This is a genomic window from Serratia sp. 25CWL12, from assembly GCF_055790885.1.
In genome coordinates, this window is the sequence record NZ_CM147698.1 from 3,049,072 (window position 1) to 3,073,808 (window position 24,737).

The window sequence follows — 24,737 nt, forward strand, 5'->3', positions numbered from 1 at the left end:
ATAAATCCATTATGTCTAAGAGGCTTGTGTATGAACAAAGTTTACAAGGTGATCTGGAACGCGGTATTACGTATTTTTGTGGTTGCCAGCGAGTTAGCGAAGAATAAACAGAAAAAATCCTCTTCTGGTAACTGCCTATTGCCTGATAACCCCCAGCGATTGCACACCCTCAACAATAAAAAAAGTAAGCTATTTAAAATCAGTGCGATAACCGCAACATTGTTGAGTGTATTCGCGCCTTTCAGCCCGGTTTATGCCATCACACAGCAGCAATGTCTTGATATGGGCATCGCTTGTGCCTTGATAAATAACCGGGCAGATTTACTCGAAGCTCTAAGCCCAACCGGCACCGCCACCACGTTGTTATTAACTCAAAATGTCAATTATGCTGGAGCAGCCGTAGTTCCTATTTCTCAAAACCGTTCTAATCGGCAAAACATCATTATTGATGGTGGTGGCCATTCGATAACCTTTGGAGTCATGGCCTTCGAAGTTCCTGCTGCGGATAACGTCCCCCCTACTAACTGGCCCGGTCAAAACGCCACACTCACTTTCACAAACTTCAGTAACTTTATCTCTACCACAGGGACAACGGGTAGTGCTCACCTGGTTTCAGCACAGATTGTCGCGCTCAATATGACCGTGATTATGGAAAATAACGCTATACTGCTGAATAACAAACTGGTGGCATTTGGCCCTGATACACCCTCTGGTACCCCTAATAATAACAGTATTCTACGCTTGGGGGATAATGGCCCCAGTGTGCTCAATATGGGGGCGTTCCGCCAATGGGCTGTCGCCAGTAAAGTAGAACTGACCGGTACATTAGCCCTAACCATTATACCCGGCGCTTTCCCTGCGGTATTTTGGAGTAACGCTAACGCCGCAAACAGCACCATTCATTTTACTGATACTGCTGATGTCAGTTTCCTGAGCTCCGTTGCCGGCAACACCAATGTCCGTTTAACCAATGGGCCGGCTAATAGCACCTCACCAGATAATGCCACCTATAATTTTATTATTGATGATGGTGCCAAAGTTAACCTGAATATTACCGGGCAGAATGTGCTGGGGATCTCTAACTTTGGTGTACAAATTGGCTCTTACGACCCACTCACCGGGTTTGGCCCTGGAGCCGTTGTCCAGCTTAACAACTGGAGTAATACAACTGTCCCCGCCCCGGTGATTAACCATCAGATCAGTAATCTTCCTAGCACTAATGCCACCGCAGCCATATTCAACGGCCCAACCTCACCGTATGATGTTATTTATAATTTGGCAACAGGTTCAATTATTGTTGCTGCCAACAACACTCTTGTCTCGGGCATTATCGCGCGAAAAACCACCGGCACGGGGAATATTTATATTCGCTCTGGCGCACTGATTTCAGATGGTACCGCGAATGTTTCTTTGGGTACCGGGATTACAGCAGAAACCACCGCCACAACAGCAACCGGTAATATTTTAGTCAAAAACGAAGGCACCATTCTTAAAGCCACCGGTATTTTGCAAAGAATCAGCTCTACGGTTGGCACGGGGAAAGTTATTAACCAAGGAGTTATAACCAGTACCGTAGCGGGTATTAACTTGCTGAGTAATATACCAGACAGAATCGCCATGAGTATTGATAATACCAATGGGGTTATCAATGCCAATAGTGGCTCAGCAATTAATGTTGGTAGTGCCAATATTGATCTGGATTTGCTTGGTGGGGATATTAATGTTAATGGCACTGACCCTGCGATTAACGTTAACCCAGATAACGCTGGAACTCACACGATCACTGGCGTCAATGTTAACATTAATAGCGATGCTACTGCGATCACCTCAGGTTCGCTGTCTACCTTTAACCTTTATGATAATACTTTTTCTACTATCGACGGTGCATTATTTAAAGAAATAAGCGGGTTAAACTTCCTTTATGGCACCCGAAACAACATTATTAATATTTCAGGTGCAGGAAGGGGGATTTACCGGAGTTTTAATGGCATCGACCTTACTAATGCCTACTTAACCATTAATGCTAACGGTGCGGGAAGTATCGGTTTAAGTACCGCAGGTGTTCAGGATGGTGATGCAAATATTATTGTGGGTACCAATACCATTATTAATTCTACCGCAGGCAGTGCCATTGATTTTCAGAATGGGATACCCCAAAGCCTGACAAACTATGGTGAGATCAATGGCAGTGTTTCCATGGGGAACAGTGGGAACACCATTATCAACAATGGCACATTATACTCGCTTGATAGCGGAAGCGGTGATGATACCTTAACCTTCAACCCTAATTCTATCAGTCAGGGGTTAATTGATCTTAGCGATGGTAATAACACCGTAAATATTTATGATGGTTCTTATGTTAATTCAATTAATACCGCCAGTGGCGATGATATTTTCAATATTATTGATTTAACGCCCAATAGTAACACCATGTTAGGTGGCCTTGATGCCGGGGCTGGGAATAACACGCTTAACTTTATTAATTCTATTCGAGCCCTTAACCTTGCCACCCGGTTAGAAAATTTCAATAATATTAATATTGATGCCACATCAATCATTACCTTAGCCGATAGCAACAATATCAGTAGCGGTAGCCAAGTTAATTTAACCGACACCACCAGTCAGTTATTATTTGGCGATACCTACAATGGACAATTCGGCGGCATTCTGGCGGGCACTGGGGCCGCCACAGTACAAAATGGGGCCAATGTCACCTTGGTCAATGCCAGCCCCTTCCTCGGTGACTGGACCGTTGATAACGGTGGCATACTCAATGCCAGCCAGGAAGATCAATTAGGTGCAGGTTCAGTTTATTTGGCTGGGCTGTTGAACTTAACCACCATCAGCAACTTCAATAAACAGTTAATCGGTAGCGGCACACTGCATGTAGATGCCAACAATAACAGCTTTGGCTTTGGTGCTAATGTCGGTTTAGGCTTTACTGGCCTGATGGACATGAACAACGGCAGCTTTGCCCTAACGCCAGCCAATGCGCAAGTGCTCTCTAATGCAACATTGCGCGGATCAGCCAACAGCCTGATTACCGTGCCAACAGGTAACAGCCAAATAGGTAACCTCAGTTTGAATGGTGGCACCATCCAGTTTGCCGATGGTGGCGTCATCACCACTGGTCTACTCAATGTTGAAGCTGCCTCGGTGGTGCAACTGGATACGGCTAGCCTCACCGACGGTAATTTATTAGATCTGGATGTTGGCGACCTCACCACGCTGGTTGATAGCAGCAATACTCTCAGTGCTGGCCAACTGAACAGTCTTGATCTGCAGGATCTGTCAGGCAATGCCCTGTCAAGCGGATCGCTGATTGACTACCTGCAAAATGGCAATCTGGTGGCAATCAATACCTATAATTTCGCCTTGTCCAGTGATCCTGGTTTGAAAATATCCTATGCACCCACGCAAATCGACCTTCAGACTGCACAGACACTCACTCTCAGTTCCGTTGGTGCAACCGATAACACCCTATCCGCCCGGGTAACTGGCAGCGGTAATTTGGCAATTGGCAGCGATAATATCGCACTAACGCTAAATAACACCCTGAATGACTATACGGGGAATACCTCAGTCAATGGCGGTATTCTTAATGTCGGGGCAAACCAGGCGTTGGGTAACACCAATACGCTCGCCGTTGCCAACGCCGCTACCCTGAACCTGTCTGGATACAGCCAAACCGTGGATTCCTTGGTGAATGACGGTAGCTTTAACTTTGCTGGTGGCACATTAACTCTCCGTTCCGGGGGAAGTAGCAATAGTGTTGGTGGGCTCAATGGCGGTGGTGCGCTAAACATCAATGGCGGGACCTTTACCGTCAATGGGGCTAACAGTTTATTCTCCGCGCAAACAACCATTGCCACTGGTGCCAATGCGACACTCAACGCAGCAGATGCATTAGGCAACAGTAATATTGTGGTGGATGGCACCCTTAACCTCAATGGCGCTGATACGGCCTTTGATAACACCTTGTCTGGTGCTGGCCTGGTTAATATCAACAATGACCTGGTGTTCACCGGGAATAATCAGGCACTCTCGGGTGCTATTGATATTAATGCCAACTCAAGCCTGACTATTGATCAAACCAACCAACTCGGCACCGCTGACATTGATTTAACCGCCGGGTCATCGCAGCTGATTTTGGATAATTTACAAGGCAACCTCGCCAATACCTTAAGTGGCGTAGCGGGTGCTACCGTTAGCGTGGAAAATGGTTCAAACACCACCTTGATCGGGACCAATACGCTGTTTGATGGCCTGTTTGCCATTGATGGTACCAGCCAACTTATTGTAGCCAGTGATCAACCGCTGGGTACTGCAACCATTGATATTGCCACCGGCGGGCAGTTTATTTTTAACAATTACCTTAGCGGTGTGCTCTCTGCATTAAATAACGATATCACTGGCACCGGTACTTGGTTATTAAACGGCAGCAATATCGACCTTGCCAATAATAGTCATCTCTCCACGTTCGGCGGTACGGTGAGAATTAATGATGGCTCATCCCTCACGTTAGACAATCAAACCGCACTCAACGCCAATACTATCTTTGACGTCGTCAATGGCCTTGATAGTCTCAATATTCAGGGTAATGCTGCCTTTGCTCTGGCCAATCAACTCACTGGCAACGGATGGGTCTATGCCGATAACAATGGCCAGTCATTTGATTTCACTAATAGCAATAATCAATTCACCGGCAACCTGGTGTTGCAAAACACCCAATTTGTCCTGAACGGTCTTAATACATCCACGTTAACTAATGCTGATTTAACGCTGGATACCGACAGTAACACTACTGTGGGTGTTACCGGGGTGGCCTCTAATGAGACCATTGGCAATTTAAGCTTGAACGGCGGCACCCTCAATTTCTACGGTGATCTTCTCAACGAAAGCACCATTACCACCGACAATCTGCTCGCCAGTAGTGGCATTATCAATATTGCTGGTGGGATAACGTGGAATGACGCCGGCAGCAGCCTGTTAAATCAAATGGCGAATAACGCCTCAATGGCGCTGATTTATGCCAATATCGCGACCGGCATCGATAACCTGACCCTGCATATTGATGACACTGAGGTGACTAACCAATCGGTAGCATCTGACCTGATCCAGAACAACCTTAGGGTGGCCCAGGGGCTCTATAACTACGCCCTGTCGAATACCCGGGGCGCAGACAACGGGTTATTCCTCAATTTTAATCTGATCCAGCTCAACCTGATTGAAGATGGGCAAGATGCCCTGCTGGTGGCCACCGATGCCACCCCTGGCAGCAATCATGACCTGTTAGCGCTGGTTACCGGCGCTGGGGGCATCGTTCTGGATGCGTCCGCAGCACCGCTCACCATCTCCAACAGTGGCAACAACTACAGCGGTACCACCCGGGCGACCGGCGGCACGGTGCTGTTAGGGGCGAGCAATTCCCTGGGGCTGACCCAACTGTTAACGGTGGATAGCAACGCTCTGTTGAATATGGCTGGCTTTACCCAGACCGTGGGTGAACTGAATAACCTCGGTGCCCTGACGCTCAATGGCGGTACATTAACCAATGATGGCCTGTTGACCAACGACGGTACCCTTAACTTGGCGGGCGGTACCCTCAACCTGCTAGGTGGTGGCACCTCCACCGCCACCGATGGCCTGGCGGGTGCGGGTAACCTGAATGTGTCGGGCGGAAGCTTAATCCTGAGTGCCGATAACAGCACCCTGTCTGCTATCACTACTATAGCGGCGGGTGCCGATGTCACCTTAACCAATACCGGTACCCTGGGGAACGGTGACATCAACATCGCCGGGGCCCTGAATTTTAACCGTGATGGCAGTTTCGGCAATCGACTCCGTGGTAACGGGGTGGCCAATACTAATGCCAACGTCCAACTGACCGGCAACAGCGACTTTATCGGCACCCAGTCTATCAATGCCGGCGGTACCCTGACGGTGACCGAGGCCCACAATCTGGGGGCCGACAGCGCCACGGTGGATTTAACCACCGATACCTCCACTTTGGTGTTTAATGGCCTACAGGGTATCGTGGCACAAACTTTGGAAGGTATCGCTGGCTCCACCGTCAGTATTGATAACAGCGCCGATATGTCTCTAACCGGCAATAACACCGCCTTCAACGGGCTGTTTGCTATTGATGGCGACAGCCAATTGACCGTCGGCTTGCAACAAAATCTGGGCAATGGCGTGGTAGATATCGCCAACGGCAGCACCCTGCAGTTCCTGAACTATGCTGGCAATGTGCCCACAGATCTGGCCAATACCCTGACTGGCAGCGGGACTTGGTGGATCAACAATAGCAATATCACCTTGGCAGATAACACTACTCGGTTGACTGGCTTCGATGGCCTGATCGACATCAACGGCAATGCCCGCTTGACCCTGAATGAGCTCACCAGCCTCAATGCCGCTACCCAGTTTAATGTGCAGGGAACGGGCGATAATCTCGATATCACCACATCTGGTCTGTTCAATTTCAATTATGCGCTGACCGGCAGCGGTACAGTGAATGTGGATACCGCCGGCCAGGCCTTCAGCTTTGGCAATGCGGTAGGGGCTCTGTTTAACGGTGATGTACACCTGAATAGCAGCACCTTCTCACTGGCTGGGGCCAATACTGCGGCGCTCACCGCTGCCACGCTGGTGCTGGAAAACGGCAACACTACCACCGTCGGGGTATCCGGTACTGCCAGTAACCAGACTATCGGCAACCTGACCCTCAACGGTGGCACACTGCAGTTTTACAGTAGCATTCCGGCCACCAGTGCCGAGAGCACCCTGACCACCGGCATATTCACCGCCGACAGCGGGATCATTGACATACTCGGGCCGCAGTCTGCGCCGAACACCGGGGGTTCACTGCTCAATCAGATCGGTAATAACGCCGGTACCGCGCTGATTTTCTCTAACAATGCCACCAATATCGACAACCTGACGCTGCAGCTTAATGGCGTGGCGGTAAACAACCAGCCAGTGCTTTCTGATTTGACCCAGAACAACCTGACCGTCGCCCAGGCGCTCTATAACTATGCTCTGTCGAATACCCGGGGCGCAGACAACGGGCTGTTCCTCAATTTTGACCTGATCCAGCTCAACCTGATTGAAGATGGGCAAAATGCCCTGGTGATAGCCACCGATGCCAACCCGGGCAGCAATCATGACTTGTCAGTGCTGGTGACTGGGGATGGGGGCATCGTTCTGGATGCGTCCGCAGCACCGCTCACCATCTCCAACGGGGGTAATACTTACGGCGGCACCACCCGGGCGACCGGCGGCACCGTGCTGTTGGGGGCGAGCAATGCCCTGGGGCAGACCCAACGGTTAACGGTGGATAGCGACGCCCTGTTCGATATGGCCGGTTTCACCCAAACTGTGGGAGCGCTGGATAACCTCGGTGCCCTGACGCTCAATGGCGGCACTTTAACCAATGATGGCCTGTTGACCAACGCCGGTACCCTTAACTTGGCGGGTGGTACCCTCAATCTGCTGGGTGGTGGCACCTCCACCGCCGCCGATGGCCTGGCCGGTGCCGGCAACCTGAATGTGTCGGGCGGCAGCTTAACCCTGAGTGCCGATAACAGCACCCTGTCTGCTATCACTACTATAGCGGCGGGTGCCGATATCACCTTAACCAATACCGGTACCCTGGGGAACGGTGACATCAACATCGCCGGGGCCCTGAACTTCAACCGTGATGGCAGTTTCGGCAATCGACTCCGTGGTAACGGGGTGGCGAATACTAATGCCAACGTCCAACTGACCGGCAACAGCGACTTTATCGGCACCCAGTCGGTCAATGCCGGCGGTACCCTGACGGTGACCGAGGCCCACAATCTGGGGGCCGACAGCGCCACGGTGGATTTAACCACCGATACCTCCACTTTGGTGTTTAATGGCCTGCAGGGTATCGTGGCACAAACTTTGGAAGGTATCGCTGGCTCCACCGTCAGTATTGATAACAGCGCCGATATGTCTCTAACCGGCAATAACACTGCCTTCAACGGGCTGTTTGCTATTGATGGCGACAGCCAATTGACCGTCGGCTTGCAACAAAATCTGGGCAATGGCGCGGTAGATATCGCCAGTGGCAGCACCCTGCAGTTCCTGAACTATGCTGGCAATGTGCCCACAGATCTGGCCAATACCCTCACCGGCAGCGGCACCTGGTGGCTCAACAGCAGCAATATCAATCTGGCGGGCAACACCACCCGGTTGACTGGCTTCGATGGCCTGATCGACATCAACGGTAATGCCCGTTTGACCCTGGATGAACTCACCAGCCTCGATGCCGCTACCCAGTTTAATGTGCAGGGAACAGGCGATAATCTCGATATCACCACCGCTGGCCTGTTCAATTTCAATTATGCGCTGACCGGCAACGGTACGGTGAATGTGGATACCGCAGGCCAGGCCTTCAGTTTCGGCAATGCGGTGGGGGCTCTGTTTAGCGGTGATGTACACCTCAACAGCAGCACCTTCTCACTGGCTGGCAGCAATACCACGGCGCTCACTGCTGCCACGCTGGTGCTGGAAAACGGCAATACCACCACCGTCGGGGTATCCGGTACTGCCAGTAACCAGACTATCGGCAACCTGATCCTCAACGGTGGCACCCTGCAGTTTTACAGTAGCATTCCGGCCACCAGTGCCGAGAGCACCCTGACCACCGGCATATTCACCGCCGACAGCGGGATCATTGACATACTCGGGCCGCAGTCTGCCCCGAACACCGGGGGTTCGCTGCTCAATCAGATCGGTAATAACGCCGGTACCGCGCTGATTTTCTCTAACAATGCCACCAATATCGACAACCTGACGCTGCAGCTTAATGGCGTGGCGGTAAACAACCAGCCAGTGCTTTCTGATTTGACCCAGAACAACCTGACCGTCGCCCAAGCGCTCTATAACTATGCCCTGTCGAATACCCGGGGCGCAGACAACGGGCTGTTCCTCAATTTTGACCTGATCCAGCTCAACCTGATTGAAGATGGGCAAAATGCCCTGGTGGTAGCCACTGATGCCAACCCGGGCAGCAATCATGACTTGTCAGTGCTGGTGACTGGGGATGGGGGCATCGTTCTGGATGCGTCCGCAGCACCGCTCACCATCTCCAACGGGGGTAATACTTACGGCGGCACCACCCGGGCGACCGGCGGCACCGTGCTGTTGGGGGCGAGCAATGCCCTGGGGCAGACCCAACGGTTAACGGTGGATAGCAACGCCCTGTTCAATATGGCCGGTTTCACCCAAACCGTGGGCGCACTGGATAACCTCGGTGCCCTGACGCTCAATAGCGGTACATTAACCAATGACGGCCTGTTGACCAACGCTGGTACCCTTAACTTGGCGGGCGGTACCCTCAATCTGCTGGGTGGTGGCACCTCCACCGCCACCGATGGCCTGGCGGGTGCGGGTAACCTGAATGTGTCGGGCGGCAGCTTAACCCTGAGTGCCGATAACAGCACCCTGTCTGCTATTACCACTATAGCGGCGGGTGCCGACATCACCTTAACCAATGCCGGTACCCTCGGTGACAGTGATATCACCGTTGCTGGCGCCCTGAACTTCAACCGTGATGGCAGCTTCGACAACCAACTCAGTGGTGACGGGGTGGTTAATACCAACGCCAACGTCCAACTGACTGGCGAGAGCGACTTTATCGGCACCCAGGCTATCAATGCCGGTGGCACCCTGACGGTGACCCAAGCTAACAATCTGGGGGCCGACAGTGCCACGGTGGATTTAACCACCACTAGCTCTACGCTGGTGTTTGACGGTCTTGCCGGTATCGTTGCTCAAACCCTGCAAGGTATCGCTGGCTCCACCGTCAGTATTGATAACAGCGCCGATATGTCACTGACTGGTGATAACAGCAGCTTCAACGGGCTGTTTGCCATTAATGGCGACAGCCAATTGACCGTCGGCTTGCAACAAAATCTGGGCACTGGCGCGGTAAATATCGCCAACGGCAGCACCCTGCAGTTCCTGAACTTTGCCGGTAATGTGCCCGCAGAGTTGGCCAATACCCTGACTGGCAGCGGTACCTGGTGGCTCAATAACAGCGATATTACCCTGGCGGGCAACACCACCCGGCTAACTAATTTTGCTGGGCTGATCGATATCAACGGTAATGCCCGTTTGACCCTGGATGAGCTCACCAGCCTCGATGCCGCTACCCGGTTTAATGTGCAGGGAACAGGCGATAACCTGGATATCACCACCTCCGGGCTGTTCAACTTCAATTATGCGTTGACGGGTAATGGGGCGGTAAATGTCAATACCGCCGGCCAGGCCTTCAGTTTCGGCAATGCGGTGGGGGATCAGTTTGGCGGTGAAGTTCACCTCAACAACAGCACCTTCTCACTGGCTGGCACCAATACCGCTGCACTTACCGCTGCCACGCTGGTGCTGGGAAACGGCAATACCACCACCGTCGGGGTTTCCGGTACCGCCAGCAACCAGACTATCGGCAACCTGACCCTCAACGGCGGCACCCTGCAGTTTTATAGTGGCACAGCTACCAGCGCCGAGAGCACGCTGACCACTGACATATTCACCGCCGACAGCGGGATCATTGACATACTCGGGCCGCAGTCTGCCCCGAACACCGGGGGTTCGCTGCTCAATCAGATCGGTAATAACTCTGGCAAGGCACTGATTTTCTCCAACAATGCCACCAATATCGACAACCTGACACTGCACCTCAACGGCGCGGCAGTGCCCAATCAACCACTGGCTGTTGACCTGACCCAGAACAGCCTGACCGTCGCCCAGGGGATCTATGATTACGGCCTGTCGAATACCCGTGGCACAGACAACGGGTTGTTCCTCAATTTTAGTCTGATCCAGCTCAACCTGATTGAAGATGGGGCAAATGCCCTGGTGGTAGCCACCGATGCCAACCCGGGCAGCAATCATGACCTGTCGGTGCTGGTTACTGGTGATGGGGGGATCGTTCTGGATGCGTCCGCAGCACCACTCACCATCTCCAACGGGGGTAATACTTACGGCGGCACCACCCGGGCGACCGGCGGCACGGTGCTGTTGGGGGCGAGCAATTCCCTCGGGCAGACCCAACGGTTAACGGTGGATAGCGACGCCCTGTTCGATATGGCCGGTTTCACCCAGACCGTGGGTGCACTGGATAACCTCGGTGCCCTGACGCTCAATGGTGGCACCCTTAATCTACTGGATGGGGGCACTTCCACCGCCGCCGATGGCCTGGCCGGTGCCGGCAACTTGAATGTGCTGGGGGGCAGCTTAATCCTGAGTGCTGATAACAGTACCCTAACTGCCGCCACCACCATTGCCAGCGGTGCCGACGTCACCTTAACCAATGCCGGTACCCTCGGTGACAGTGATATCACCGTTGCTGGTGCCTTGAACTTCAACCGTGACGGCAGTTTCGGCAACCAACTCAGTGGTGACGGGGTGGTTAATACCAACGCCAACGTCCAACTGACTGGCGAGAGCGACTTTATCGGCACCCAGGCTATCAATGCCGGTGGCACCCTGACGGTGACCCAAGCTAACAATCTGGGGGCCGACAGCGCCACGGTGGATTTAACCACCAACAGCTCTACGCTGGTGTTTGACGGTCTTGCCGGTATCGTGGCTCAAGCCCTGGAGGGGATCGCTGGCTCCACCGTCAGTATTGATAACACTGCCGATATGTCACTGACCGGTGATAACACCCTCTTCAACGGGCTGTTTGCTATTGATGGCAATAGCCAATTGACCGTCGGCTTGCAGCAAAACCTGGGCAATGGCGTGGTAGACATCGCCAGCGGCAGCACCCTGCAGTTCCTGAACTTTGCCGGTAATGTGCCGTCGATGCTCGCCAACACCCTCACCGGCAGCGGCACCTGGTGGCTCAACAACAGCAATATCAATCTGGCGGGCAACACTACTCGGTTGACTGGCTTCGATGGCCTGATCGACATCAACGGTAATGCCCGTTTGACTCTGGATGAACTCACCAGCCTCGATGCCGCTACCCGGTTTAATGTGCAGGGAACAGGCGATAACCTGGATATCACCACCGCCGGGCTGTTCAACTTCAATTATGCGTTGACGGGTAATGGGGCGGTAAATGTCAATACCGCCGGCCAGGACTTCAGTTTCGGCAATGCGGTGGGGGATCAGTTTGGCGGTGAAGTGCACCTGAACAGCAGCACCTTCCTACTCACCGGAACCAATACCACTGCGCTCACCAATGCCACGTTGGTGCTGGAGAACGGTAGTGACACCAAGGTGGGGATTTCGGGCTCACCCAGTGATGAAGCCATTGGCAACTTGACCATGAATGGCGGGCTGTTGACTTTTTACGGTGACTTCGCCAATACCCGGGCCAGCAGTATCCTGACCCTGGATACTCTGCAAACCAATGGCGGTATCATCAACCTGGTTGGCAATGGCAATATCAGTAACGTATCTGACTCCTTGTCTATCCTTGAGCAAAACCGTGGCAATGTCAGTATGCAGTTGATCAACGCCGCGATTGCCAGTGGTGCGGGTAATTTAACCTTACAGCTCAATGGTCAGACCGTGGTTATCGGCGATAGTATTTTCGCTTCCATCATGCAGGGTGCGGTTCATGCCGCCAATGGGGGCTATGAATATGAACTGGTCAACTCCAACGCGTCTAACCAGCAGGGGCTCTACCTCAGTTTTGGCCTCAATTCGATTGAATTATTAACCGACTACGCGGATGCCTTGGTCATCGCCACCGATACTGATGTTAACTCCAATAAAGTGTTAACTGCCCTGGTCTTCGGGGACGGTGGTCTGGTTTTAGATGCTACCAATAATCCGTTGACTATCGGCAACAGTGGCAATACCTACGGCGGCACCACCCGGGCGACCGGCGGCACCGTGCTGTTGGGGGCAAGTAATTCCCTGGGGCTGACCCAACTGTTGACGGTGGATAGCAACGCCCTATTCGATATGGCCGGTTTCACCCAAACTGTGGGTGAGCTGAATAACCTCGGTGCCCTGACGCTCAATGGCGGTACTTTAACCAATGACGGCCTGTTGACCAACAACGGTACCCTTAACTTGGCGGGCGGTACCCTCAATCTGCTCGGTGGTGGCACCTCCACCGCTGCCGATGGCTTAGCGGGTACAGGAACCCTGAATGTGTCGGGCGGCAGCTTAACCCTGAGTGCCGATAACAGCACCCTGTCTGCTATCACCACTATTGCCAGCGGTGCCGACATCACCTTGACCAATGCCGGTACCCTCGGTGACAGTGATATCACCGTTGCTGGCGCCCTGAACTTCAACCGTGACGGCAGTTTCGGCAACCAACTCAGTGGTGACGGGGTGGTGAATACCAACGCCAACGTCCAACTGACCGGCAACAGCGACTTTATCGGCACCCAGTCTATCAATGCCGGTGGCACCCTGACGGTAACCCAAGCTAACAATCTGGGGGCCGATAGCGCCACGGTGGATTTAACCACCACTAGCTCTACGCTGGTGTTTGACGGTCTTGCCGGTATCGTTGCTCAAACCCTGCAAGGTATCGCTGGCTCCACCGTCAGTATTGATAACAGCGCCGATATGTCACTGACCGGTGATAACAGCAGCTTCAACGGGCTGTTTGCCATTGATGGCAATAGCCAATTGACCGTCGGCTTGCAACAAAACCTGGGCAATGGCGCGGTCGATATCGCCAGCGGCAGCACCCTGCAGTTCCTGAACTTCGCGGGTAATGTACCCGCAGAGTTGGCCAACACCCTCACCGGTAGCGGCACCTGGTGGCTCAACAGCAGCAATATCAATCTGGCGGGTAACACCACCCGGTTGACTGGCTTCGATGGCCTGATCGACATCAACGGTAATGCCCGTTTGACCCTGGATGAACTCACCAGCCTCAACGCCGCTACCCAATTTAATGTGCAGGGAGCGGGCGATAACCTGGATATCACCACCGCTGGGCTGTTCAACTTCAATTATTTGTTGACCGGCAACGGTACGGTGAATGTGGATACTGCAGGCCAGGCCTTCAGTTTCGGCAATGCGGTGGGGGATCAGTTTGGCGGTGATGTTCACCTCAACAGCAGCACCTTCTCACTGGCCGGTGCCAATACCGCTGCGCTCACCGCTGCCACGCTGGTGCTGGAAAACGGCAACACCACCACCGTCGGGGTATCCGGCACTGCCAGCAACCAGACTATCGGCAACCTGACCCTCAACGGCGGCACCCTGCAGTTTTACAGTGGCATTCCGGCCACCAGTGCCGAGAGCACCCTGACCACCGGCATATTCACCGCCAATAGCGGAATTGTTGACGTCGTCGGGCCACAGTCTGCCCCGAACACCGGGGGCTCACTGCTCAATCAGATCGGCAATACCGCCGGCACCGCGCTGATTTTCTCCAACAATGCCACCAATATCGACAACCTGACGCTGCACCTTAATGGCGTGGCGGTAAACAATCAGCCGGTGCTTTCTGATTTGATCCAGAACAGCATGACTGTCGCTCAGGGAGTCTATAACTACGATCTGTCGAATACCCGGGGGGCGGACAACGGGCTGTTCCTCAATTTTGAGCTGATCCAGCTCAACCTGATTGAAGATGCGCCGAATGCCCTGGTGGTGGCCACCGATGCCAACCCAGGCAGCAATCATGACCTGTCGGTGCTGGTGACCGGGGATGGCGGCATCGTTCTGGATGCATCCGCAGCACCACTCACCATCTCCAACGGGGGCAATACCTACGGCGGCACCACCCGGGCGACCGGTGGCACGGTGCTGTTGGGGGCGAGCAATGCCCTGGGGCAGACCCAGTTGTTGACGGTGGATAGCAACGCCCTGTTCGATATGGCCGGTTTCACCCAGACCGTGGGTGAGCTGAATAACCTCGGTGCCCTGACGCTCAATGGCGGTACTTTAACCAATGACGGCCTGTTGACCAACGACGGTACCCTTAACTTGGCGGGCGGTACCCTCAATCTGCTGGGTGGTGGCACCTCCACCGCTGCCGATGGCTTAGCGGGTACAGGAACCCTGAATGTGTCGGGCGGCAGCTTAACCCTGAGTGCCGATAACAGCACCCTGTCTGCTATCACTACTATAGCGGCGGGTGCCGATGTCACCTTAACCAATACCGGTACCCTGGGGAACGGTGACATCAACATCGCCGGGGCCCTGAATTTTAACCGTGGCGGCAGTTTCGGCAACCAACTCAGTGGTGACGGGGTGGTGAATACCAACGCCAACGTCCAACTGACTGGCGAGAGCGACTTTATCGGCACCCAGTCTATCAATGCCGGTGGCACCCTGACGGTGACCCAAGCTAACAATCTGGGGGCCGACAGCGCCACGGTGGATTTAACCACCAACAGCTCTACGCTGGTGTTTGACGGTCTTGCCGGTATCGTTGCTCAAACCCTGCAAGGGATCGCTGGCTCCACCGTCAGTATTGATAATAGCGCCGATATGTCCCTAACCGGCAATAACACCGCCTTCAACGGGCTGTTTGCTATTGATGGCGACAGCCAATTGACCGTCGGCTTGCAACAAAATCTGGGCAATGGCGCGGTAGATATCGCCAACGGCAGCACCCTGCAGTTCCTGAGCTTCGCGGGTAATGTACCCGCAGAGTTGGCCAACACCCTCACCGGCAGCGGCACCTGGTGGCTCAACAGCAGCAATATCAATCTGGCGGGCAACACCACCCGGATGGCTGGCTTCGATGGCCTGATCGACATCAACGGTAATGCCCATTTGACCCTGGATGAGCTCACCAGCCTTAACGCCGCTACCCAGTTTAATGTGCAGGGAGCGGGCGATAACCTGGATATCACCACCGCCGGGCTGTTCAACTTTAATTATGCGTTGACCGGCAACGGTACGGTGAATGTGGATACTGCAGGCCAGGCCTTCAGTTTCGGCAATGCGGTGGGGGCTCTGTTTGGCGGTGATGTTCACCTGAATAGCAGCACCTTCTCACTGGCTGGCAGCAATACCACGGCGCTCACCGCTGCCACGCTGCTGCTGGAAAACGGCAACACCACCACCGTCGGGGTATCCGGTACCGCCAGCAACCAGACTATCGGCAACCTGACCCTCAATGGCGGCACCCTGCAGTTTTACAGTGGCATTCCGGCCACCAGTGCCGAGAGCACCCTGACCACCGGCATATTCACCGCCAATAGCGGAATTGTTGACGTCGTCGGGCCGCAGTCTGCCCCGAACACCGGGGGCTCACTGCTCAATCAGATCGGCAATACCGCCGGCACCGCGCTGATTTTCTCCAACAATGCCACCAATATCGACAACCTGACGCTGCAGCTTAATGGCGTGGCGGTAAACAATCAGCCGGTGCTTTCTGATTTGATCCAGAACAGCATGACTGTCGCTCAGGGAGTCTATAACTACGACCTGTCAAATACCCGGGGGGCGGACAACGGGCTGTTCCTCAATTTTGAGCTGATCCAGCTCAACCTGATTGAAGATGCGCCGAATGCCCTGCTGGTGGCCACCGATGCCAACCCAGGCAGCAATCATGACTTGTCAGTGCTGGTGACTGGGGCTGGGGGCATCGTTCTGGATGCTGCTGCAGCACCCCTCACCATCTCCAACGGGGGCAATACTTACAGCGGCACCACCCGGGCGACCGGCGGCACCGTGCTATTGGGCGCAAGCAATGCCCTGGGGCAGACCCAACTGTTAACGGTGGATAGCAACGCCCTGTTCAATATGGCCGGTTTCACCCAAACTGTGGGGGCGCTGGATAACCTCGGTGCCCTGACGCTCAATAGCGGCACTTTAACCAATGATGGCCTGTTGACCAACGACGGTACCCTTAACTTGGCAGGTGGTACCCTCAATCTGCTCGGTGGTGGCACCTCCACCGCCGCCGATGGCTTAGCGGGTACAGGAACCCTGAATGTGTCGGGCGGCAGCTTAACCCTGAGTGCCGATAACAGCACCCTGTCTGCCACCACCACCATTGCCAGTGGTGCCGACATCACCTTGACCAATACCGGTACCCTCGGTGCCAGTGATATCACCGTTGCTGGCGCCTTGAACTTCAACCGTGACGGCAGTTTCGGCAACCAACTCAGTGGTGACGGGGTGGTTAATACCAACGCCAACGTCCAACTGACTGGCGAGAGCGACTTTATCGGCACCCAGTCTATCAATGCCGGTGGCACCCTGACGGTGACCCAAGCTAACAATCTGGGGGCCGATAGCGCCACAGTGGATTTAACCACCGCTAGTTCTACCTTGGTGTTTGATGGCTTGATTGGTGCCGTTGCTCAAGCCCTGGAGGGGATCGCTGGCTCCACCGTCAGTATTGATAACAGCGCCGATATGTCACTGACCGGTGATAACAGCAGCTTCAACGGGCTGTTAGCTATTGATGGCAATAGCCAATTGACCGTCGGCTTGCAACAAAACCTGGGCAATGGCGCGGTAGATATCGCCAGCGGCAGTACCCTGCAGTTCCTGAACTTTGCTGGCAATGTGCCATCGATACTCGCCAACACCCTCACCGGCAGCGGCACCTGGTGGCTCAACAGCAGCAATATCAATCTGGCGGGCAACACCACCCGGATGGCTGGCTTCGATGGCCTGATCGACATCAACGGTAATGCCCATTTGACCCTGGATGAACTCACCAGCCTCAACGCCGCTACCCAGTTTAATGTGCAGGGAGCGGGCGATAACCTGGATATCACCACCTCCGGGCTGTTCAACTTTAATTATGCGTTGACCGGCAACGGTACGGTGAATGTGGATACTGCAGGCCAGGCCTTCAGTTTCGGCAATACAGTGGGGGCTCTGTTTGGCGGTGATGTTCACCTCAACAGCAGCACCTTCTCACTGGCTGGCAGCAATACCACGGCGCTCACCGCTGCCACGCTGGTGCTGGAAAACGACAACACCACCACCGTCGGGGTATCCGGTACCGCCAGCAACCAGACTATCGGCAACCTGACCCTCAACGGCGGCACCCTGCAGTTTTACAGTGGCATTCCAGCCACCAACGCCGAGAGCACCCTGACCACCGGCATATTCACCGCCAATAGCGGGATTGTTGACGTCGTCGGGCCGCAGTCTGCCCCGAACACCGGGGGTTCGCTGCTCAATCAGATCGGCAATAACGCCGGTACCGCGCTGATTTTCTCCAACAATGCCACCAATATCGACAACCTGACGCTGCACCTCAATGGCGTGGCGGTGACTAACCAGCCAGTGGCGTCTGATCTGATCCAAAACAGCATAACGGTCGCTCAGGCGCTCTATGATTACGGCCTGTTGAATACCCGAGGTACAGACAATGGGTTGTTCCTCAGTTTTAACCTGATTCAACTCAACCTGATTGAAGATGTGCCAAATGCCCTGCTGGTGGCCACCGATGCCAACCCGGGCAGCAATCATGACTTGTCGGTGCTGGTGACTGGGGCTGGCGGCATCGTTCTGGATGCGTCCGCAGCACCACTCACCATCTCCAATGGCGGGAATATCTACAGCGGCACCACTCAGGCGACCGGCGGCACCGTGCTGTTGGGGGCGAGTAATGCCCTGGGGCAAACCCAGTTGTTGACGGTGGATAGCAACGCCCTGTTCGATATGGCCGGTTTTACCCAAACCGTGGGGGCGCTGGATAACCTCGGTGCCCTGACGCTCAATGGCGGCACATTAAGCAGTGACGGCCTGTTGACCAATAACGGCACCCTTAACTTGGCAGGTGGTACTCTCAATCTGCTGGCGGGTGGCACTTCCACCGCAGCCGATGGCCTGGCCGGTGCCGGCAGTTTGAATGTTCAGGGCGGCAGCTTAACCCTGAGCGCCGATAACAGCACCCTGTCTGCCATCACTACCATTGCCACCGGTGCCGACGTCACCTTAACCAATAGCGGTACCCTCGGCTCTGGTGACATCAACATCGCAGGGGCCCTGAACTTTAACCGTGATGGCAGCTTCGCCAACCGACTCCGTGGTAATGGGGTGGTCAATACCAATGCCAACGTCCAACTGACCGGCAACAGCGACTTTAGCGGTACTCAAGCTATCAATAGCGGCGGTACGCTAACAGTCAACGAAGCCCGCAATCTGGGGGCCGACAGCGCCACGGTGGATTTAACCACCACTAGCTCTACCCTGGTGTTTGATGGCCTGATTGGCAGCGTCGCACAAACCCTGCAAGGTATCGTGGACTCCACCGTGAGTATTACTAATAACGCCAATATGTCACTGATTGGCGATAACAGTAACTTCAACGGGCTGTTTGCTATTGATGGCAACAGCACCTTGAGCGTCGCTGCTTTGCAAAACCTCGGGGCGAGTACGGTTGATATTGCCAGCGCCAGCCAGTTGATCTTCAACAATTTTGCCGGTGGTGCCTTAACGCAACTGAACAACAGTTTAAGCGGCGGTGGGAGCTGGGTATTGAATAACAGCCAGATTGATTTGTCTGGCAACGGCAACTTGGTCGACTTCAGTGGCCTGGTTGATATCAATACCTCTTCCAGTGTCACCATCGACCAAGATACCGCCTTAAATACAGCGGCAATATTCAATGTTGCCAATGCCACCGACAGGTTGAATATTAATAGCAATGTTGATTTCACCTTGAATAATGTCCTGCGTGGGTCAGGGGCGGTGAATGTTAACGCCAGCGGTAATGCGTTTAACTTTAGTAGCAACGTAGGGAGTGACTTTAACGGCACGGCGACACTGCAAAATACCAACTTCTTGCTCACTGGTGACAACACCGCCGCATTGACCAATGCGACGCTGGCTCTGAACAGTGGCAGCGTGACTCAGGTTGGCGTTGCGAATACCCCAAGTACCGAAGCGATCAACGCCTTAACCATGAACGGCGGTACGCTGAATTTCTTTTCCGGCATTCCTGATGTCAGTGCGGATAGCATCATTCAGACTGAAGCCTTCACCGCAGCGGGTGGCGTGGTCAATATCACCGGGGACCTCTCCTGGACCAATAATGTGCCGACCATTCCGCCAGATTTGTCGCTGCTGGACCAAAACCGGGGTATGGCGGGGATGACCTTAATTACCGCCGATATGGCCAGTGGTGCCAATAATCTGACACTACAACTGAATGGTCAGCCTGTGGCACCCGATGCAGGCATAACCTCGGTCATTACACAAAATGGGGTCAATGTCGCGGAAGGGATTTACGACTATCACCTTTCTAACGCCAGCGTCACCGGCGCCATGGGGCTCTACCTGAATTATGAGTTGCACACGCTTAATTTGTTAACCGATGACCAGGATGCACTGGAGATCGCCACCAGCACTGATGCGGCTTCGAATCGCACCCTAACTGCCAGGCTGACCGGGGTCGGGGGTATTGTCTTCAATGCCGCAGCGGCACCATTAACCATTACCAACAGCGCCAATGATTACCGTGGTACAACCACCATCTCTGGGGGGCTAGTGCTGCTGGGTGACAATAATTCATTGGGGCAGACCTCATTATTAACTGTCAACAACGGCGCTACTTTCAAGACTAACGGATTTAATCAAACAGTCGGTGCGTTAGATAATGCTGGCCTGATTAATTTGGATCCTAGCGTGTTAACCGCAGGTGTAATGAATAACACTGGTATCATTGATCTTGCTGGTGGCACATTGATTCTCACCGACGGTGGCACCTCCAGTTCGGTAGGCGGTTTGACTGGTGGTGGTCTGTTAAATGTACAAGGGGGGAACCTGAGTTTAACCGCTGCCAATGACACCTTAAGTGCCAATACCCTTATTACCTCTGGTGCAGCTATCAGCCTGAGTAATACCGGAAACCTGGGGATCAGCGCCGTAGAGGTAGTGGGCGCACTGAACTTTAATGGCAATGGCAGTTTTAGCAATTTGCTCAGTGGCACTGGGGTGATTAATACCAATGCCAATGTACAACTCACCCAGGCCAATACCTTCAGAGGGACACAAAGTATCAATGCCAACGGCACACTGACAGTGACTGCCGCCAATAATCTCGGGGACAGCAGTGCCAATATCAATTTAACCGATAGCACTGCCCAACTGATTTTCTCCGGCCTGCAAGAGAGTGTTGCCAATAATATCCAGGGTGTGTCGAATTCGACCATTATCGTCAATAATAACGCCAATATGGTGTTATTGGCCAATAACTCTGGCTTTGATGGTCACTTCCTCCTGACGGACAACAGTGTGCTGAATGTCCCGGATTACCTGAATTTAGGCACCGGTACCATTACCATTGATTACGGCAGCAAGCTCAAACTGTTGCTGGATAACCTTAATTCTGCTTCCCCAGCCAACTTGAACACCATCGAGTCCATCAGTGGTGATGGCATCATTACCATGTCCGACAGCGCCATCAGTATCAATACCACTGACCTCACCAACTTTGTTGGGCTGATCAATATCGACGACGGATCCCGGTTGAACCTCAGTAGTGACCAGATACTGAACCCACTGGCGACGCTTAATGTGGCTCAAGCCATTGACACACTCAACATTAACAGTGCTGGGGCATTCAATTTCGACAACAATTTAATGGGTTCCGGCGTTATCAATGTTAACACCAACAATACTGGCTTTAACTTTGGTGCTGATGTGGGTACCGCCTTTACCGGTACGTTGAATCTGCAAAATACGCCGTTCTTATTGGGGGGGAATAACACCCTGGCCGTCACCAATGCCCTGGTGATGGTATCTCAAGGTAATATCACTACCGTCGATGATGGTGTGCAGAATATTGGCGCACTGGTGATGAACGGTGGCACCCTGGTTTATAACAATCTGGTGGAAAATAACGCAGTGGTGACGTCGGCCGGGACGATTGTGGCCAACACCATTAATACCACCGCCGGGGGTACAGTGAGGGCCAATCTGCCGACGACCCTTTCACCTAGCCTGGACGGTATCAATACGCTGGATTTAGATACCGGCGTGATGGTAGTTAATTTAGCCAAAGGCGCGGCAACCGGCAGCGGCAATGAGCTGTTGCTCACCAATGCCGCAGGCGTGCCCATTGACTCAACCTATTCTCAAGGGATTACCAATCCAAACAGTAGTACAGTGGCGGCAATGGGCAGTTTCCGCTACGGCCTCAGTACCGGTAAACTTTTAGATGGCCTCTATATCAACTATGGTTTGAAGGTGCTTGATTTGCTGACCAACGGCAATGACGCACTGACCCTCATAGGGACACTCGCCAATAATGGCAAACCGTCGAATAATCTGGAAGTGCAGATTACCGGTAGTGGCGATCTGGCTATCGACTCCCCTAACGACGGAACTGTCGTCACCCTGATCGGCCAAGACAGCAATTACACCGGTGCCACCTTGATACGTTCCGGTATTTTGCAACTTGGTAGTAATAACACGCTAGGCCGCACCTCTAACCTGTCATTAACCAATGGGGCGGGTGTGGATATTAATGGCTTCACACAGACCGTCGGCACATTAAATGGTGCGCTGGGTACCACAATCAATTTAGGCACCGGGCAATTAACCGTGGCTAATGGTGGCAACAGCAGTAGCCTGCTGACAGGAAGCGGCAATTTGATACTCAGTGCGGGTACCTTGACCCTGAACACCAATACACTGGTCTATTCCGGTACCACTACCATTAACAGCGGTGCCACGGCGCTACTGACCCAATCAGAAGCCCTGGGCCATGGCAACATTGTCTTGGCTGGCAACTTAATGGTTAATGGTGCAACAGGGAATTTAGTGAATAACCTGCAAGGCAACGGCAGCGCGTCGTTTAATGAAAACGCTAAAGTGATCCTGACCGGGAATAACACGGACTTCAGTGGTACCTTTACCACCAATAGTAATGCGATGCTAATCGCCACCAACGCGCAGAATTTTGGTAGTGGTTCGGTTCTCAACAATAGCGCGCTGGCGTTGGATGTGCTCGATGATTACTGGCAGCTCAACACCGCCATCAGTGGACCAGGCACCCTCATCAAACAAGGGCACGGTACTCTGCAAATCAGCAACAGCATTGTCAGTGCCGCAACAACAGTGGTGGAATACGGTAAGTTGCTGATTGGTACCCCACCTGCTAATGCCCCGGCTATTCAATCGCTGGGCAGTAATGCGACCTTGACCAGTAATGTGATTGTACAAGATAACGGCATATTAGGGGGTGATGGGCAAATTGTCGGTAATGTCACCAACCGAGGGAATATTCTGGTTGGGCGCAGCGCCACCGGTTTGAATTACAGTGATTTTACTATCAACGGTAACTATATTGGCGAGAACGGTCATCTGTTCTTTGATACGGTGCTGGGCGATGACAGTTCGCCTACCGACCGGTTGGTGATCACTGGCAATACCTCTGGCCAGAGTTCAGTCACGGTGAATAACCTCGGCGGACAGGGTGCTCAAAATATTAACGGCATTCAGATTATTCGTGTTGGTGGGGTTTCCGCCGGGCAATTCAGCCTGAACGGGCGTGCGGTTGCCGGGGCGCTGGAATATTTCCTCTTACAAGGCACGCCAACTAATCCTGGTGATGGTAACTGGTATCTGCGTTCCAATTACGCACCAGCGCCGGAACCGGAGGTGATCTACCGTCCTGAAGCAGGTAGCTACATCGCCAATATTGCTACCGCTAACTCGCTGTTTAATACACGTCTTGATGACATTGATACCCGTGTGGCAAACGATCTTACCGGGGAAAAAACCAGTTTGTGGTTACGCCAAGTGGGCGGTCGTAATAAGTTTAATGATGACAGCGGGCAGATTTCCAGCGAAACCAACCGCTATGTCATTCAACTGGGTGGGGAAGTGTTTGAAACCCATCTCACTGAAAAAGACCACCTGGGTATTGGCCTGATGGCCGGTTATGGTTATGCCAGTGGCAGCAGCGAATCTAACCAAACGCCTTATAACGCTGACCAGAGCTTAAATGGCTACAGCCTTGGGGTCTATGGCACTTGGTATCAGGATGCCGCGCAACGCCACAGCCCTTATCTGCATGCCTGGCTGCGCTATGATTGGTTCGATGCCTCCGTCAATGGGCAAGAGTTAGCTAATGAAAGTTATCAAATCCATGGGTTGAGTGCTTCCGCAGAGGGTGGTTATCCGGTCCAGATCTATGATGGGGAAAGCAATAGCGGCTACATCACCCCTGAGTTACAACTGACGGTGAATGGTGCCAAGATGAACAACCAGACCGAAGCCAATGGCACGGTGGTGGAGCAGTCTGGCAACAATAACCTGCAGACTCGGGTAGGGGTCAAGTTCTCTAACGACACGCGGATGGGTGGGAATAAAGAACAGGAAAACATCCTGACCACTTATCTGGATATCAACTACATCAATAACTCTCAGCTGGCAGGGGTTGCTATGGATGGCATGGAAATGAAACAAAATGGCAACCGCAATCTGGTTGAGGTTCGCCTGGGAGTAGAAGGTAAGTTGAATAAAAACTTCAGCGTCTGGGGCAATGTCAGCCAGCAGATCGGCCAGAACAGCTATGACGATAAGTCAGCGATGCTTGGGGTGAGGTATAAGTTCTAACTAGCTGCTGCACGCACCTAGTCATGCTACAGGTGGGTATGGTGCAGGTTAGCTAACCGTCGAGCGCAGGGACGCGCGAGACGACCCCCTAGGGATAATAAGATATTTCAGCTGTATTAAGTGTTATACCCAAAATAATTCAATTTGCTTGTAAGCGGCAAATCAGCGAGTCTCCAGCCATTGGCTTCATCAGCATCATCCGGTCTGTGTATACTAGAATACGTTAACAGTAG

General features: G+C 53.3%; 1 protein-coding gene. It reads left to right on the plus strand.

The window, feature by feature from the left end; translation table 11 throughout:
* The first annotated feature begins 30 nt into the window (after window positions 1-30).
* A complete protein-coding gene (locus ACX9GV_RS13200; RefSeq protein WP_473195841.1) occupies window positions 31-24,504 on the plus strand; it encodes an ESPR-type extended signal peptide-containing protein in 24,474 nt (8,157 codons plus the stop codon).
* Window positions 24,505-24,737 lie beyond the last annotated feature (233 nt).